Genomic DNA, 14,254 nt, shown 5'->3' with positions numbered 1-14,254 from the left:
CCCACTTACACTCGCCGCAAGCAAATATGTGGCCCCGTACGGGCCTTTCCCTATTGCGTGATCAGGATGCCTCGACCGTCCCCTCCGCCGTTTCGCCCTGCCCGCCTCCCAGATGCAGTTTGCGCATCTTCTCCCAGAGCACCTTGCGGCTGATGCCCAAGGTATTGGCGGTGTCCTGGCGGCGCCAGCCGTTGACGTCCAGCGCGGCCAGGATGCGGGCGCGCTCAGCGCGCTCGGCATCGGTGAAAACGGGCGGTTCGCACAGCGTGCTGGCCGTGCCCAGGGTGCCGGCAGCACGAAGCGGCTCGGCGATCTGATCAAAGATGCGTTCAATCCGCGCCTGGTCCCAGCTCTTGAACTGCCGGCGCATGATGGCGACGCGCTCGGCCACGTTGGACAGTTCGCGCACATTGCCGGCGTAGCGGGTGCGCGCCACGCGCTCCAACAGCCAGTCCGGCGGGTCGCCCTCGCCCCCCAAGCGCTCCAGCAATGCGCGGAAAATGGCGATTTTCTCTTCCGCCCCCCGTTGCTCCAGGTTCGGGATACGCAATTCGATCACCGCCAGTCGGTAATACAGGTCCGCCCGGAACTCGTCCTGGCCCACCAACACCCGCAGATCCTTGTTCGTGGCGGCAACCAGCCGGAAATCCACCGGAATCTCCACGCTGGAGCCCAGGCGCGTGACCGCGCTTTGCTCCAACACCCGCAGCAGCTTGACCTGCTGGTACAACGGCAAATCGCCGATTTCGTCCAGGAACAGCGTGCCGCCGTTGGCCTGTTCGAAATACCCTTTGTGGGCGCCGACCGCGCCGGTGAAGGCGCCCTTGGCGTGGCCGAAGAAATGCGCTTCGAACAGGCCTTCCGGAATGGCGCCGCAATTGACCGCCACGAACGGGCCGTCCGACCATTCCGCCCGGTCGTGCAAAAGGCGGGCGATGCGCTCTTTGCCGACGCCCGTCTCGCCGTGGATCAGCGCGTTGCTGCGGCAATCGGCGAACATTTCGGCTTCGGCCAGCAGCGCGCGCATCGGCTCGGACACCGCGATCAAGGGCTGTTCGCGCTTGGGCGCGGTACGGTTGAACTGGTCCAGCGTCCCCAGCAATTCGAACAGCAGCTTGCGCAAGTCCGCCGTCGTGAACGCCAGCGGCAGCGTGTAGGAATATTCAGGCGGGTAATAGCGCGAATCCCGCCCCCGGGCTTCGGCCGCGACCCAGATCACCGGCAGCGCCTGCACCGCCAGCCAGTCGTAGCCGCTGAACCGGTTGTCGCCCATCACCGACACGGACACCAGTGCCACCGCCGGACGCGTCGGATCGCGCGGCGGCGGAAAGGCGGTGCCGGCGTCCGCCCGCACCAGCGACACATCCATGCCGGCCAGGCAACGCTCCGCCCGGGAGGCAATATCGGAAGTGCCTTCCCACACGTACACGTCGAACTCGTCGCGGGCGAATTTCTGGGTCATGGCTTGGGCAGCAAGAAACGGGCAAAAATCACAGGCATCCTCAAAACACCAAACGGGGCTGCCCGCAATCCACGGACAGCAGCGATACATCGGTCTGGCCTACGCTCAGGCCCAACATGTCAAGCAGCTGTTGCAGCAACCCCGACAACGGCGCCAGCACGGGCTGCAGCAGGTTCACGACGATGGACAACACGCCGCCGACCTGCGAGCTGCCGCTAAGCGCCATCGTGGCGACCGAGTTGATGCGGCACGTCCGGATCGCGCTCGGGGTAATGCCCAATGCGCAGACCACATCATTGACAGGCGCCAGCAACAGCGAACTCAGGATATTGCCCACCAACTGCAAGGTGCCGCCCAGCACGCCGGTCAAGCCGCCGGTGGTCAATCGCGCGCTCAGCTGGTTCAGGGCGGTGGTGGACCATTGCAGGTTGTTGACCACCTGTGTGATGGAGTTGCCGGCGTTGTTGCCCCCACCGCCCACCAGATCCGTCGCCAGCGCGGTGCGTTCGGCCGGCGTGAGTGGCGTGCCGGTATTGAAAAGATCGCCCAGGATGCCGCCGATCAGGGCATCCGACAGGTTGGACGCCAACGCGCCCAGGTTGATGGATGTGGCGGTGACGGTCTGCGTCGACGGGGTCCCCGGCGGTTCAGTCAGCGTCACGGACACCGGCGCGGCCGAATTGAAAACAGGCAATGTGACCTTGGCGGTCAGCGGCAGGATGCCCAGCACATTCAATACCTGATGGCGCTGGATCGCGGCAAAGGAGCTGGGCTGGCAGCTGTTGGTCAGCGACACGAAGTTCGCGGCGTTCTGGTCGGTGTTGGACGTCATGCCGGGAAAGGTTCCCAAGCAGACGTTCGCCACGGAAGAGGTCACGGCGATCGTGGCCTGCGACGGCGTCAACGGCGCCTGGCACAGGTTGGTCAAGGTGCCGGTGGACTGCGCCACATCGATGATGATGGGCAGGTCGACCTTCGTGCCCAGCGTATTGGCCAAGAGCGGCCCCACCAGCGGGATGTTGCTGGTGTTCACGCGCAGGTAGACGCGGATGCCCGCGCTCGTCGCCTGGGTGCCGATGCCGCCAACGGCGAGCGTGGGCGGCTCCACGACCCGCACGCGCGCGTCCACGCCCAACAGCGGCACGCTCAGTCCCAGGTTGATCAGGTTCTGCCCGTTGGCGACGACCAACGCGGTTTCAAGCAGATTCAAGGCGTTGACGTTCGCTGCCAAGGCACCGGTGGCGTCTCCCCCCACGACAGACAGGTTCAGCACGCCGCCGTTGCCAAACAGCTTGACCGGCAGGTTCAGCGGCATCACCGCCAATACCGTATTGATTGCGTTGTTGATCAGCCCGATGCCGGCACTGGCGGTTCCGCTCTGGTTCACCACGGTCAAGGTTGCGTTCAGCAACTGCCCCAGCGTCAGGTTATTGACCGCAGCCAGTTCCGCAGGCGTGCCGACCCCGGTCGCCACCGACAAGGGCAAACCCAGGGCCTTAAGCAGGCCCGAAGGCGTGATGTTGACGCTGGCCAGCCCTGCGGCATCCAGCACATCCAATTGCGCGGGCGTTGCCCCGACGGTGGCCAGCAACTGCGACAGCAGGCCGCCGCGCTGCAAGCGCAGCAAACGCGAGCCCACCATGAATGCCGCGACGGGGCGCGTGTTCGTGGCCACTGCCGTGGTCGTGACGTGCGTGCCGCTTGCGCCGCCCGAAAAATTGGGAATGATGCTGGTAAGCCGCTTGCTCACGGTCACGCGTACTGCGTTGAACGACTGCCCGCTGGTGGGATCGAAAATGTGCATGCCGGAAGGATCGGTCCGGGTGGAATCCCAGACCTTGCACTCAACCGTCACATCGGCCGCCGTGAAGGTATCGAACAAGCTGGGCACATTGGCCAACGCCGACGTCCGCCCGGCAGCGACTGCCCGCGTGCAGTCCGCGGCCGCCCCCATGCTCAGCACCTGGACTGCGGACAAGGCCGCCAGGTCCGCCCCCTTCTGCATTTCGCGCTTCATATAGAAGCTGTAGGCAAGATGCGCGACGCCAAGCAGCACCAACCCGACCAGCACCGCGAACACGACGGCCACGGTGATGCTCCCGCGTTGGCGCGGCAATGAGGCATAGCGCATTGGGGCGGCTGGCATGATCTGGCGCCTCCGGCTCCTGTCCGAGCCTTAATTGGTGTTCTTGGTTTCCACGCGTTTCTGGAACCATTCCGGAACCGGATGCGTGAAGCTGTCCACATAGCGGTTCCAGGCCGCGGTAGACACGGGCCCCAGGATGGGCAGCGCGCCCCCCGCGCGGCGGCCGTCGGCCTGCGCCGCCAGCAACCCGCGCGTGACATCGCCAAAATCTTCCCGGACCTCCGCCGGCGCAGCTTGCGGACTCGCCTGCGCCGGCACGGGCTGCGCCGCCGCGCCAGGTTGCGGCAGGGTCGACGGCACCTGCTGCACGACAGGCCGATCCGGCAACGTCGCCGCCGGCACCGGCTGAGCGGCTGGCGCCGCCGCGCCGCCCGACATGTTGCCGGTCAGCGGCGCATTGGATTGAGCCTGGGCGCCTAACGGCGCGAGCGCCGCCACAGCCAGGGCCAGGGAAAATGAACGAATCAGGCGAGCTTGAGACATAAACGTGTTCCTGAACATGGAGTTAACGCACGATGGGCCCATTGCCCAGGCCTTCCATCAACGGACGCATCATGGGCATCACGGCCCCATCACCGCTGGACACGCGAGTCGGCGACGGGGCGCCGACCGCCGCCGCTGCCGGCAGGGGCGCCGGCGCGCGATAGCTGCGAATCTCGGAGGCCAGGCGCAGCACATGCGCCCGCGCCTCTTCGCCAAGCTGAGCCTGATCCATCAATCGCTGAGCCTTCACGGCGTCGCCCTCGACCAACAGCAATACCGCCATATTGGCCAGCACCTTGCCGTTCTCCGGCGCCAGTTCCGCCGCTTGGCCCAGTGGCACCCGCGCGCCGTCGACGTCACCGGACCGCAGCCTCGCAAATCCCAGGTCGCCCAGGATGCGCGCATTCGTCGGCGCCAGTTTGGCCGCCCGCGAAAAATCATCGACCGCCTGATCGAACTGGCCGCGCCCGCCTGCGATCAAGCCAAGGCCGTGCCAGGCGTCTGCCGCTTGATCGCCACGGGTCAGCGCGCGATAAGCCTGCTCGCTCAGGGCGGTCTGTCCGGTCTGGCGCAGGGCGTCGGCGCGCATGACCGCCACGCGGTTGTCGTTGCCGAATTTCTGCTGATACGCGTCGATATACGCCAGGGAAGCAAAATAGCGTTCCTGACGCTGCGCTTCGGCAATCAGCGACAGCATCATCTCTGGTTCCCTGGGACGGCGCCGGCCTTCCGCCTCATCTTCTTTCTGCCGTGCCAACGCCTGTTCCTGCTGCTGTTGCTGTATCAACTGCCACGCGGTTTCCGCGTTGTTGGTCTTGCATCCGCTCAAGCCCGCGGCCGTGGCCGCCACTGCTGCCACAAGTGCCCAGCGCAATACGCCCTGCCGACTTCCCCTAGCGCCCGACATCATGTTCCCCCCATGCGCGACATCGCGCGAATCACTGCAATAAACCCCGAGCCGCCCGTGACGATCAACAGCGCAGGCAGCAAAGTGACGATCATGACGCCCGTCATCTTGACCGTCGTCTTGCCGACCTTCTCTTTCAGTTCCAGCCGCCGGGAATCCCGCAGCCTTTCGCCAAAGCGGTTCAGCGGCTCTTGCACGGCCCCGCCGTGCTGATCCACCTGAGCGATCAGCCGGCAGATCGCGGACAGGTCGTCGTTGTCGAACCCGCCCGCCAGCCTGGCCAGGGATTGTTCACGCGTGCGTCCGCGCACATACAGTTCGGAGGCCAGGCGCAATTCGTGCGACAGCACCGGCAACACCTGGCCGAACTCCGTCACCAGCACCTGCATGCTCTGATCGATGGACAACCCCACGCCTTGCAACAGGCGAAGCAGGTCGATCAACAGGGGCAATTCGTCCGCCGCGAGCCGTCGACGTTGCGCCACGCGGCGCCGCACGACCCACTTGGGCAGCATGTAGCCGAAGGCGAAGCCAAAGAACGCCGCGACCAATATTCCCGACAAGGAATCGACGTAGTGATAACGCAACCCGAGCGTCACTGCCGCGATGGGCAACAAGATGGCAAGGCCGAACCGGAATGCAACGAAGCGCGACCTGGCGGTCGCCGGGTCGGCGTAGCCGGCAATATCCACAAGCTTGCGGTCTTCACCCGCCAGCAAGGCTTCGGCCAGCCGGCCTTCGCTCAAGCGTTTGCCAAACGAATCCGCCGCACGCGTGGCGGCCGCGAACTTGCCCTGCCCGTCTTGCGCCGGCAGCGCCGCCGAAGCCGCAGCGCCCATTTGCCGAGTGGCCAGCGCGTGATCGACGATCTGCCGGTTGCGGCTTTGGCCGCGCAACCGGCGCACGATGCCGATGCCCAGCACCAACATCGCCGCCGCAATCAGCATCAGCCCCATCGCCAGTACGGAAGAGACGCTCCACGCCTTCAGGATATCCATCACCGCTCCCGTCAAATGGACTTCGCCATGCGATACAGCCAATAGCTGCCGCCGATCTGCAGCAACACAGCGGTCATGAGCATCTTGAATCCCGCCGGGTCGCGCCACAAGTTCATGAAGAGATCGTTGTTCGTCAACATGATGAAGCCCCCAATGCCCACCGGAAGCAGCGCCAGGACCCAGGCAGACAGCCGGATTTCGGCTGAACTCGCCGACAATTCATTGCGCGCCTGCGCCACATCTCGCATGAAGGCGGCCATCCGTTCCAGCACCTGATCACTGCGTCCGCCGAAACGCATCGCCAGCGACACCACCGCAGCGATCATGTACAGCTCTTTCAAGCCGTACAGGCGGGACACATGCACCAGGGCCGCATCCAGCTCTTTGGCAGAGCGGCTCAGGCTGGCGGCCGTCTCGACCACTTCCCGCAATGGTTCATCCGTGGTGGCGGCTGCGGTCTGGAACGCGGCGCCCATGCTGTTGCCGATGGTGACCAGACGAACGATGTTGTCCAGGAACGCGGGAAGTTGCGAAATCATGCGGCGCTGGCGCTTGTCGGCCCGCAACCACAGCAGGAAATATTCCAGGATGCCGACCAGCAACAACGTCACGATGCCGGACACGATGCCCAAGGTCAGCCAGGCCAGCGCCGTGGCGCCCACCAGAGGAAGCGCAAGACGCAGATAAAGCCCCGTGCTTTGACGCACGCCCGCCAGCAGCAACAGGCGGTCCCACCCCGGCAGGCCGCTGCGCAGCGCCCGCGCACTGTCAAAGATCGGTTCGGGCGTGGACGATGCTTCGCGCCCCCGATTCAGCTGGTTTTCTAGAAACGTGGAGCTCGCCGCCCGGCGCGCGCCGCTGTTGGCATGACGCCAAAGCAGCACCGCGCCAATGGCCAGCACCACCGCCAGGCCTGCCAATACCAGGGCTTCCGTCATCAGCGCCTCCGGCTCCAGAATCCGCCGCCGTCGTTGTCGCCCGGCGCGGGATCGTTGTTGCGCGCCTCGGTGCGCATCTTGGCAAGCTTGGGCGTATGGGGATGGATTCCCAGCCAGTTCCAGCGGTCTTTTTCTTCGCCGTCGGGCGTCGTGAAGGTTTCGTGCCGGTAGAGTTCCTGCGTGGAAATCACGTTGTCGCCCATGCCGGTGACCTCGGTCACCGACAGCACGCGGCGCTTGCCGTTGGACAGGCGGCCGATCTGCACGATGAAATCCAGCGCGCTGGCGATCTGCCTGCGCAAGCTGTCTTCGCTCCCCTGGAATCCCGCAAACCCGGCCAGCATCTCGATCCGGTACAGGCATTCGCGCGGCGAGTTCGCGTGGATGGTCGCCATCGACCCTTCGTGGCCGGTGTTCATCGCCTGGAGCATGTCCATGACTTCGGCGCCGCGTACTTCGCCCACCACGACGCGGTCCGGCCGCATCCGCAAGCTATTGCGGATCAGTTCGCGGATACTGACCGCACCGCTGCCGTCGAATCCGCCCTGGCGCGACTCCAGCCGCACCACGTGCGGGTGGTTCAGCGACAGTTCCGCCGTGTCCTCGACCGTGACGACGCGTTCGGTTTCCGGAATGAAGAACGCCAGCGCATTGAGCAACGAGGTCTTGCCCGAACTCGTCCCGCCGGACACCAGCACATTGCAACGGTTCTTGACCGCTTCATGCAGCAGCCGGTAGATCTCTTCGTCAAACGAACCCAGGGTCAGCAAGTCCGCAGGCTTCAACGGGTCTTGCCGGAACTTGCGGATCGACACCATGGGGCCGTCCACGGCCAGCGGTTCGATCACCACGTTCAAACGGCCGCCATCGGGCAGGCGCGCATCCACCATGGGGCTGGACTCGTCCAGCCGGCGGCCGATGGGCGCCAGGATGCGTCGCACGATGCGCAGCACGTGCTGGTTGTCGGTGAACCGCAGCGTCTCGCGTGCCAGCACGCCGCGGCGCGAGACGAACACGTTGTCGTAACCGTTGATCAGGATGTCTTCGACGGCCGGGTCGGCCAGCAAGTCCTCGAGCGGCCCCAGGCCCGCCAGCTCCTTGGTCAGGGCCTCGGCGATCTGCCGCATTTCCCCTTCGTTGATCGGCACGCGGCGCAAGCGCACGAAACTGGCGACCTCGATGTCGACGAATTCCTGGATCGCCGACCGGGCCCACCGCCCGAACTCCGCGCCCAGCTCCTCGATACGGGAAAGCAGGTGCTCGTAAGCCGCCGTCTTTACTTCCTGGAAGCGGTTCGACGCCGAGAATCCCTTGTCGCCGTCCCCGCCAAACTCTATTGTCGCTGTCATGATCATGTCGGCTTCCGTTGCAGTCCTTGCGTCGTTGCGTTAACCGACGACCATACGGCGGTGCACGCCGGGCAGCCACGTGGCCAGCCAGCTTGCCCGCCCTCCGGGCGTACTGTCTTCCGCCCCCAGCTTTTCCACCAGCGTCTGTACGGCGCGCACATAGACGTCGCGCTCAGCGTCCTCATGCAAGAGATGCCCCTGGTTCGTGCACACCATCAAGGCCAGCGTGCGGTCCGGCAAGGTGCCCACCAACTCCAACTGGAAGCGTTCGGCGATCTGCTGGGCAGTCATGCCATACCGTTCGTCATAGCGGTTGACGATCAGACCCAGGCTGCGCCGGTCCACATGCAGTTGCTCCAATTCCTGCAGCAGCCCGGCCAGCGACACCAAGGCGCCGACGCTCTGATCGGTCACGATCCAATTCTGCTCGGAAGCGCGCGCCAGGCCCGCCACGAACTCAGGGTTGGTGAAGCCGCCTGAATCGGCGATCACCACGCCGAAATGCTGGCGCATGCGCTCGAACACCAGGAGAGAATCGGATTGCGAGACATCGCGCATCTGACTCAGGTCCCGCGGCAACGACAACACGCTCAGACCGTTGGGCGTATGCGGCATGGCCGATCCCAGCAATGTGGAATCCAGACGGCGCAGATTACGCGCGGCCTCAGCAAAGTCGAACTCGCCACCAATGTTCAGATAAAGCTGGCAATCGCCCACGGGCCAGCCAAGGTCCATCAGGGCGACACGGCTGGCCAGGGGCAGCGAGGCACCCGATTCCGCCGCTGCCGCCTTGGCGCCCTTGCCCCCGTTTGCCGTGGCGCGCGCACCGTGTGCCTGCTTCAGGCGATCTTGCGCCATATGCGCCAGATGCACGGCCAGGGTGCTGGCACCCACGCCAGGCCGCGCGCCGAGCAGCAGGACGCTGCGCCGCGAACCATCGCTGCGGCCGCCCTCCGTCTGCGCGTCCAGCAGCCGAAGCACGATATCCTTGATTTCCTGCGGCGCGACCGTTGGATCGACAAAATCGCTGACCCCTGCCCGCAGTGCTGCGATCGCCCCCTCGGGCTGGCTCAACAGGCCCACCGCCACCCGCGGCAACGTCGGCGCTATGCGCGCCAGCGTGCGCGCCAATTCGGCCGACTTGAACAGTTTTCCCGGCTCATCTTCGCTAAGTGTGAAATCCAGAAACACCACCTGTGGCGAAATCTCCGCCAGGCGTCGCGCCAACTCTTCCGTCCCGGGAGACTCCTGGGTCAGCATCCCCATGTCGCCGAGCGCCTGCCCCAATTGCACGGCAACATCCGCGCCTTTGGAGCAGAACAGAAACCGCTTGCTGTTTTGCAGGCCAACCCACTCGCTTGCATGTGTCTTCATATTGGTCACCGCGAAAAACCCGGCATTTGCTGGCCGCCCATGGGACCCGTCAGGTAGTAGCCCCAGGCGTTAAAGCCGCTGTCCGCACGCTCTTGCTTTTCTCCCGGCAATGGCAGATTCACCCCGCGCGCGATGGGGCGGACCAGGCGCGGCGTGACAACGATGACCAGTTCCGTTTCCTCTTGCGAATAGTCGAGGCTGCGGAAGAATGAGCCAATGATCGGCAGGTCGCCCAGCAAGGGCACCTTGTTGACCATGGCCTTGGTCTGGCGTGATACCAGGCCGCTGATCACGAAACTTTCGCCATCGCCCAATTCGACGGTGGTGTCGGCGCGACGGGTGCGCAGCGCCGGGATGATCGCGGGAGTATCCGAGCCGTTGTTCAGCGTGATGCCGTTGCTGTAGTCCAGTTCGCTCGCCTCGGGAGCCACTTTCAGCGAAATGCGGTCGCGCGACAGCACCGTAGGCGTGACGGTCAGCCCGATGCCGAAAGGTTTGAAGGTGACTGACACCGTCCCCAGCCCGCCGGCCTCGGGAATCGGCAGTTCGCCGCCTGCCAGGAAACTGGCGCTTTGGCCGGTCATCGCCACCAGCGTGGGTTCGGCCAGCACGCGGGCCATGCCGTTGCTCTGCAGCAAGCGCAGATTCGCGGAGAAGTTCTTGGTGTCGTAGAACAACGAAAAACCGGACGCTGCGGTAGCGAGGTTGGCGGGGATAAAATTATTGGTCGTGCTCCAAGGGCCGCTGCCGCCCGCGCTCCAATTGATGCCGGCCTGTTTCATCACCGAGCGCGAAACTTCGACGACCTTGACCTCGACCTGCACCACGCCGCCGGTACCTGCCGAAGACACGTCGACGACGTTCTTATCGCCTCCCACGGCGGACGCCGCGATGAGGGAGGAGGCCACCTGCCCCATCGGCGTCTCGGCATGGCCTGAAACCACCGCCCGGTCTCCCGCGATGTCGACGTTGGCGCCGCCTGCGATGCCTCGCGTGGCCAATGCGCCCTGGACGCTGCCCCCCACGCGCAAGTTCCAGATTTGCGGCGCGGCGTTATTGCCGGTCCATATCTGCAGCTGTGTCGTCCCCGGCTTTTTGCCGTAAACCAGGATTGATCCCGCGCGCTTGCCCGAAGCCGGCAAGACCTTCACGTCCGCGACGTCGGGATCGCCGATCGCGATGCGCGCCGGGACCGCCCCGTCCAGCAACAGCGTCTGCTGCCCCTTCACGGCCAAGGCAAGATCACGGGCCGGTGCCGGCGCATTCGCCCCGGGCGCGGCGGCCTGCGCGCGGGCGGCCGCGCTGTAGTTCATCGTTGCGGCTGCCGACAGGAGGCAGATCATGGTGGTGCGCTGATATTTCTTCATTGTGCTGAATCTAGTCATAAGAAGGATTCCAGCCACGCGCGGCGTCTGGCCGCGCGAAGCCACGATCAATAACGCACACGTTCGGATTTGTCTCCGCGCAAGATTTCCACCGTTCTGCCGCCGCCTCCGCCTGTGCCTGCACCACGCACCGTTGCGGCCGGAGCACGCGCATTTGTCGTGGTGCCGTCGAGCTGGACCAGGCTTTCACCGGCAAACGCGCGGTTCGGCCCCGCTTTGAGGGCTTCGCGCTGTTCGGGCGTCAGGTCTGCGCGAACCGGCAGTACCGTGCCGCGCTGGGCGAACAGCTGCGTATCGGGCACGCTGTCGTCGTTCAAGGGGCGCAATGCCAATTGCAGACGTCCCGAGCGGCTGGCCAAAATCAGCTGGTTGACCTGTTCGACCGGCACGGCCAGCACCGCCGTCTTGGCGGGTTGGCTGGGCGCGCCCTGCTGCCCATCGGCCTTTGCTTCCGGACCATCCACAGAGTCCTTGCCGTACGCCAGCACGCGCACCTGGGACTGGAGCAAGCGCGCTTGGCCGCCCGGCACCTCCTGCCCCTTCTCGATCATGAAGAACACGTCGACCCAGTCGCCCGGCGCAACGCGGTTGCCGCCGCCGATCACTTCATCCACGGCAATCGCCACCGCGCGTTCGCCCGCCTTCAATTGGCGCGCCAGCCCCTGGGCCAGCAAGCTGGGCAAGAGCGGATCGCCAGTGGCGATATCGACCTTCGCGACCGCGCCTTCCAGCGGCGCCACGCTGTCATAGCCGCCGGACAGGGCTGCCTGCCACTCGGCCACCGTCAACATTTTTCCGGTGTCGATGCGTGTACCTGCCGGGATGGGCTCCTTGGCCACAACGACCCGATAGAGCTTGACCGGCGCAGCGGCCGGCGCCGTCGACACGGGCGCGACACTGACGGGAGGCGCGCTGGGTACGGACGCCAACCGCCAAGCGACGAAGGCCAGAATCAGGCCCGCCACCAACAACAAACCTGCGACGATCTTGCTCAAACTGCTCATGGTGTCCCTTGCGATATCTGAACAACGGCTTGCGAACGCAATCGGGTGGGGATCCAGTTCGGACCCATGCCCGGCAAAGTGGTGATCAGGCGCTGCAGCGTGGCCAGCAATGGCCAGGACTGCGTGTCATAGGTCAGGGCGACGGTGGCGCAGTTGGCCGGCTGGCCGCCCGAGCCGGCCCATGTGCACGGTCGCGTTGCCGTCGTGCAAACGACCGCCGAGCCGGTGGAAAAGGCGCTCATCGCGGCGGAACACGCCGCCACGGGCACATTCGACTGACCATTGAACTGGGCGAACACAGCGGCGCGAGCGCCATCGGTCGCCGCCGAGGCCAATTGCTGTTGCATCCAGAACAGCACGCCAAAGCTGAGCACGCCGAAGATGAACATCAGCAGCATGATCAAAGTCAGGGAGAACTCCAGCGCGGCGATGCCACGCTCGCGCGACCGGGCGGGATGGCGGTGGCGGTTCCGCAGGGGGGCATGCATATCAGCTCTCCCCATTCAGATGCACCGTGGCACGGGCGCGAAGCACGCCAGAGGCCGGCATCAGCACGGTATTCAACAGCGGCAATGACGGAATGAGCGGATGGGCGCCGTAGGCATAGGACACGGTGACCTCGACCTGCCCCTGCGCGAGCGGCATGCCGCTGCACGTTCCGCCTGCCGAACTACTGAGCGCGCCAGAATTCCCGCAAACGGCAACCTGGACGCCTGCGGCGGACATGGAACTGATCCATTGGGCCTGATACAGCGCGGCGTCGCGCCCCGCATTGGCCCGCACCGTCAAGGATGGCGTGCCGCTTTGCCACTGCAATACCTTGCGCGCACCATCCTGCGCGGCGAGGGTCACGGATTGCTGTGCGGCGGCTACCAGGGAATACGTCAGAATCGCGTAGAACACCAGGAAGAACACCACGAATACCAGGCCGAATTCAAGGGCATAGACGCCACGCTGAGCGCGGCGGCTCCCATATACGCGGCGTACGGGATCTGGCGAAGGCGGTTGGTCACTGGCCAATAGCGCGACGCGATCAGATACAGCAGGCCATGCAGGCCGGCCAGCAGGCTCGCCACCACCAGAATCATGATCAGCGGCGCGATCCCCAGCAGCAGGCCGAGTATCGCGATGGCCTTGACGTCGCCCGCGCCCATCAAGCGCCTGCCCCACAAGAGCAGGAACGGTATCGCCGCCAGAAAGCCGGCGAGTGCCATGAGCCAGCCTGACCATCGCGGCGGATATACCCAGCCAGGTACTGCCCAAGCGGCCGCCAGCCAAAGCAGCTGCGCCACGAACCCCACAACGATCAACGCGTTGGGGACACGGCGATAGCGCAGATCGTTGTAGATCAGCACCAGATTCCAGCAGGCGAATAGCAGCCACCACAACACTTCCCCTGGATACAAGGCGGGACCTTCCAATAATTCAGCAAACCAGACTTCAGAAGTGTTCAAACGGAATCGCAGAATGCTGCTGAAGCCATGAAAATGTCGTACAGCCCGCCTGCCGGATGGCCCAAAGGGCCATCACGACATGGACTAGGCTTGCTGGGCGTTAAATTGCCCCGCCCTGGGAGGTAAGCTTGGCGCCCAAGTCTGTGAACAGACTGGTCAGGCCTCCAGTAAAGAAGCCGATTGCGGCGATGATCGCTACCGCCATCAGCCCGGCGATCAGCCCATATTCCAGGGCAGTGATGCCTTCTTCGTCATTCCAGAACTGCGCAAGTTTCGCTTTCATGTCGAGCTCCTAAGACTCGATTGATAATTGAGCTGCGCCGTCGCGCGACACCAGCCCCCTATGCCCGGAACTGCTTGCTTTGCGGGAGCATTCCTCGCCCGCGTGCAATCCGGGGCCCTACTAACCCGGCCCTAGCGTGGACCCTGGCACCTTGCCAGACTCCGACACCGGCGCCGATTCAATAATCGAGTCGATCCGCTGCGCCATACGGGCGCGGAACCGGGTTGATGCCCGCTGCAACTGCCAACGCATGATCAGCAGCGTCACGGCGGACAACGCAAAAGCGATATACGGAAGCATGAGCCCGCCGATTTGCAGGCTGGAAGAGTCGCGCGGCGTCGTGCAGATAACCGTACCGGCGGCCGCACCGGTGTAATGCATGCCGCACACGGCGATTGCCATCAAAATGGCGGCTCCGCCGCGCTGAAACTCATTCTGCGTATTGAAAGCCAGCCACAGCGCGGCTGACGC

Annotated in this window: 14 protein-coding genes and 1 pseudogene; all 15 read right to left on the bottom strand. The window is 64.8% G+C overall.

From position 1 onward, the window contains the following. Positions 1-61 precede the first annotated feature (61 nt). Positions 62-1,462 (bottom strand): sigma-54 dependent transcriptional regulator, encoded by a 1,401-nt coding sequence (locus tag ACO6D5_RS14155; protein ID WP_315845869.1) that lies wholly within the window; start codon positions 1,460-1,462, stop codon positions 62-64. Positions 1,463-1,502: 40 nt separating this feature from the next. Then, complete coding sequence (locus ACO6D5_RS14150) at positions 1,503-3,608, bottom strand: TadG family pilus assembly protein (RefSeq protein WP_485825735.1); 2,106 nt, start codon at positions 3,606-3,608, stop codon at positions 1,503-1,505. Between the two features lie 30 nt (positions 3,609-3,638). Further along, positions 3,639-4,091 (bottom strand): DUF3613 domain-containing protein, encoded by a 453-nt coding sequence (locus ACO6D5_RS14145; RefSeq protein WP_485825734.1) that lies wholly within the window; start codon positions 4,089-4,091, stop codon positions 3,639-3,641. Between the two features lie 22 nt (positions 4,092-4,113). After that, a complete protein-coding gene (locus ACO6D5_RS14140) occupies positions 4,114-4,998 on the bottom strand; it encodes a tetratricopeptide repeat protein (protein WP_485825760.1) in 885 nt (294 codons plus the stop codon). After that, the gene (locus ACO6D5_RS14135; RefSeq protein ID WP_485825733.1) at positions 4,998-5,996 is read right to left on the bottom strand and encodes a type II secretion system F family protein; all 999 of its coding nucleotides are present in this window, start codon (positions 5,994-5,996) and stop codon (positions 4,998-5,000) included. Before ACO6D5_RS14135 ends, ACO6D5_RS14140 begins: the two co-directional genes overlap by 1 nt. Before the next feature lie 11 nt (positions 5,997-6,007). Then, on the bottom strand, positions 6,008-6,934 hold the full coding sequence (locus ACO6D5_RS14130; protein WP_485825732.1) for a type II secretion system F family protein: 927 nt from the start codon (positions 6,932-6,934) through the stop codon (positions 6,008-6,010). Further along, positions 6,934-8,289, bottom strand: a complete 1,356-nt coding sequence (locus ACO6D5_RS14125; protein WP_315845330.1) for a TadA family conjugal transfer-associated ATPase — start codon at positions 8,287-8,289, stop codon at positions 6,934-6,936. The genes ACO6D5_RS14130 and ACO6D5_RS14125 overlap by 1 nt, the downstream gene beginning before the upstream one ends. Positions 8,290-8,322: 33 nt before the next feature. Beyond that, entirely contained in the window at positions 8,323-9,666 is a 1,344-nt protein-coding gene (locus tag ACO6D5_RS14120) for a P-loop NTPase family protein (protein ID WP_485825731.1), read from the bottom strand. Next, entirely contained in the window at positions 9,663-11,024 is a 1,362-nt protein-coding gene (locus ACO6D5_RS14115; protein WP_485825730.1) for a type II and III secretion system protein family protein, read from the bottom strand. Before ACO6D5_RS14115 ends, ACO6D5_RS14120 begins: the two co-directional genes overlap by 4 nt. Positions 11,025-11,089: 65 nt before the next feature. Continuing rightward, on the bottom strand, positions 11,090-12,046 hold the full coding sequence (gene cpaB, locus ACO6D5_RS14110) for a Flp pilus assembly protein CpaB (RefSeq protein ID WP_485825729.1): 957 nt from the start codon (positions 12,044-12,046) through the stop codon (positions 11,090-11,092). Next, positions 12,043-12,534, bottom strand: coding sequence for a TadE/TadG family type IV pilus assembly protein (locus ACO6D5_RS14105; protein ID WP_485825728.1), 492 nt, complete (start codon positions 12,532-12,534; stop codon positions 12,043-12,045). The genes cpaB and ACO6D5_RS14105 overlap by 4 nt, the downstream gene beginning before the upstream one ends. Position 12,535: 1 nt before the next feature. Next, complete coding sequence (locus tag ACO6D5_RS14100) at positions 12,536-12,949, bottom strand: pilus assembly protein (protein ID WP_485825727.1); 414 nt, start codon at positions 12,947-12,949, stop codon at positions 12,536-12,538. Beyond that, complete coding sequence (locus tag ACO6D5_RS14095) at positions 12,931-13,437, bottom strand: prepilin peptidase (protein ID WP_485825759.1); 507 nt, start codon at positions 13,435-13,437, stop codon at positions 12,931-12,933. Before ACO6D5_RS14095 ends, ACO6D5_RS14100 begins: the two co-directional genes overlap by 19 nt. 163 nt (positions 13,438-13,600) lie before the next feature. Next, a complete protein-coding gene (locus ACO6D5_RS14090; RefSeq protein ID WP_175174048.1) occupies positions 13,601-13,783 on the bottom strand; it encodes a Flp family type IVb pilin in 183 nt (60 codons plus the stop codon). A gap of 120 nt (positions 13,784-13,903) precedes the next feature. After that, positions 13,904-14,254 (bottom strand): annotated as a pseudogene (locus ACO6D5_RS14085) (MHYT domain-containing protein); the annotation flags it as partial.

It is taken from the genome of Achromobacter sp. (assembly GCF_057314935.1).
Note: the sequence above shows the minus strand (reverse complement) of the source record. Positions and strands in the feature narration are given on the sequence as shown.

Bases quoted from the DNA above. Each gene is read 5' to 3' on its own strand.
- ACO6D5_RS14090 (WP_175174048.1), bottom strand. From the start codon at position 13,783: ATGAAAGCGAAACTTGCGCAGTTCTGGAATGACGAAGAAGGCATCACT.
- cpaB (WP_485825729.1), bottom strand. From the start codon at position 12,046: ATGAGCAGTTTGAGCAAGATCGTCGCAGGTTTGTTGTTGGTGGCGGGC.
- ACO6D5_RS14115 (WP_485825730.1), bottom strand. From the start codon at position 11,024: ATGAAGAAATATCAGCGCACCACCATGATCTGCCTCCTGTCGGCAGCC.
- ACO6D5_RS14145 (WP_485825734.1), bottom strand. From the start codon at position 4,091: ATGTCTCAAGCTCGCCTGATTCGTTCATTTTCCCTGGCCCTGGCTGTG.
- ACO6D5_RS14135 (WP_485825733.1), bottom strand. From the start codon at position 5,996: ATGGATATCCTGAAGGCGTGGAGCGTCTCTTCCGTACTGGCGATGGGG.
- ACO6D5_RS14140 (WP_485825760.1), bottom strand. From the start codon at position 4,998: ATGTCGGGCGCTAGGGGAAGTCGGCAGGGCGTATTGCGCTGGGCACTT.
- ACO6D5_RS14125 (WP_315845330.1), bottom strand. From the start codon at position 8,289: ATGATCATGACAGCGACAATAGAGTTTGGCGGGGACGGCGACAAGGGA.
- ACO6D5_RS14150 (WP_485825735.1), bottom strand. From the start codon at position 3,608: ATGCCAGCCGCCCCAATGCGCTATGCCTCATTGCCGCGCCAACGCGGG.
- ACO6D5_RS14130 (WP_485825732.1), bottom strand. From the start codon at position 6,934: ATGACGGAAGCCCTGGTATTGGCAGGCCTGGCGGTGGTGCTGGCCATT.
- ACO6D5_RS14105 (WP_485825728.1), bottom strand. From the start codon at position 12,534: ATGCATGCCCCCCTGCGGAACCGCCACCGCCATCCCGCCCGGTCGCGC.
- ACO6D5_RS14155 (WP_315845869.1), bottom strand. From the start codon at position 1,462: ATGACCCAGAAATTCGCCCGCGACGAGTTCGACGTGTACGTGTGGGAA.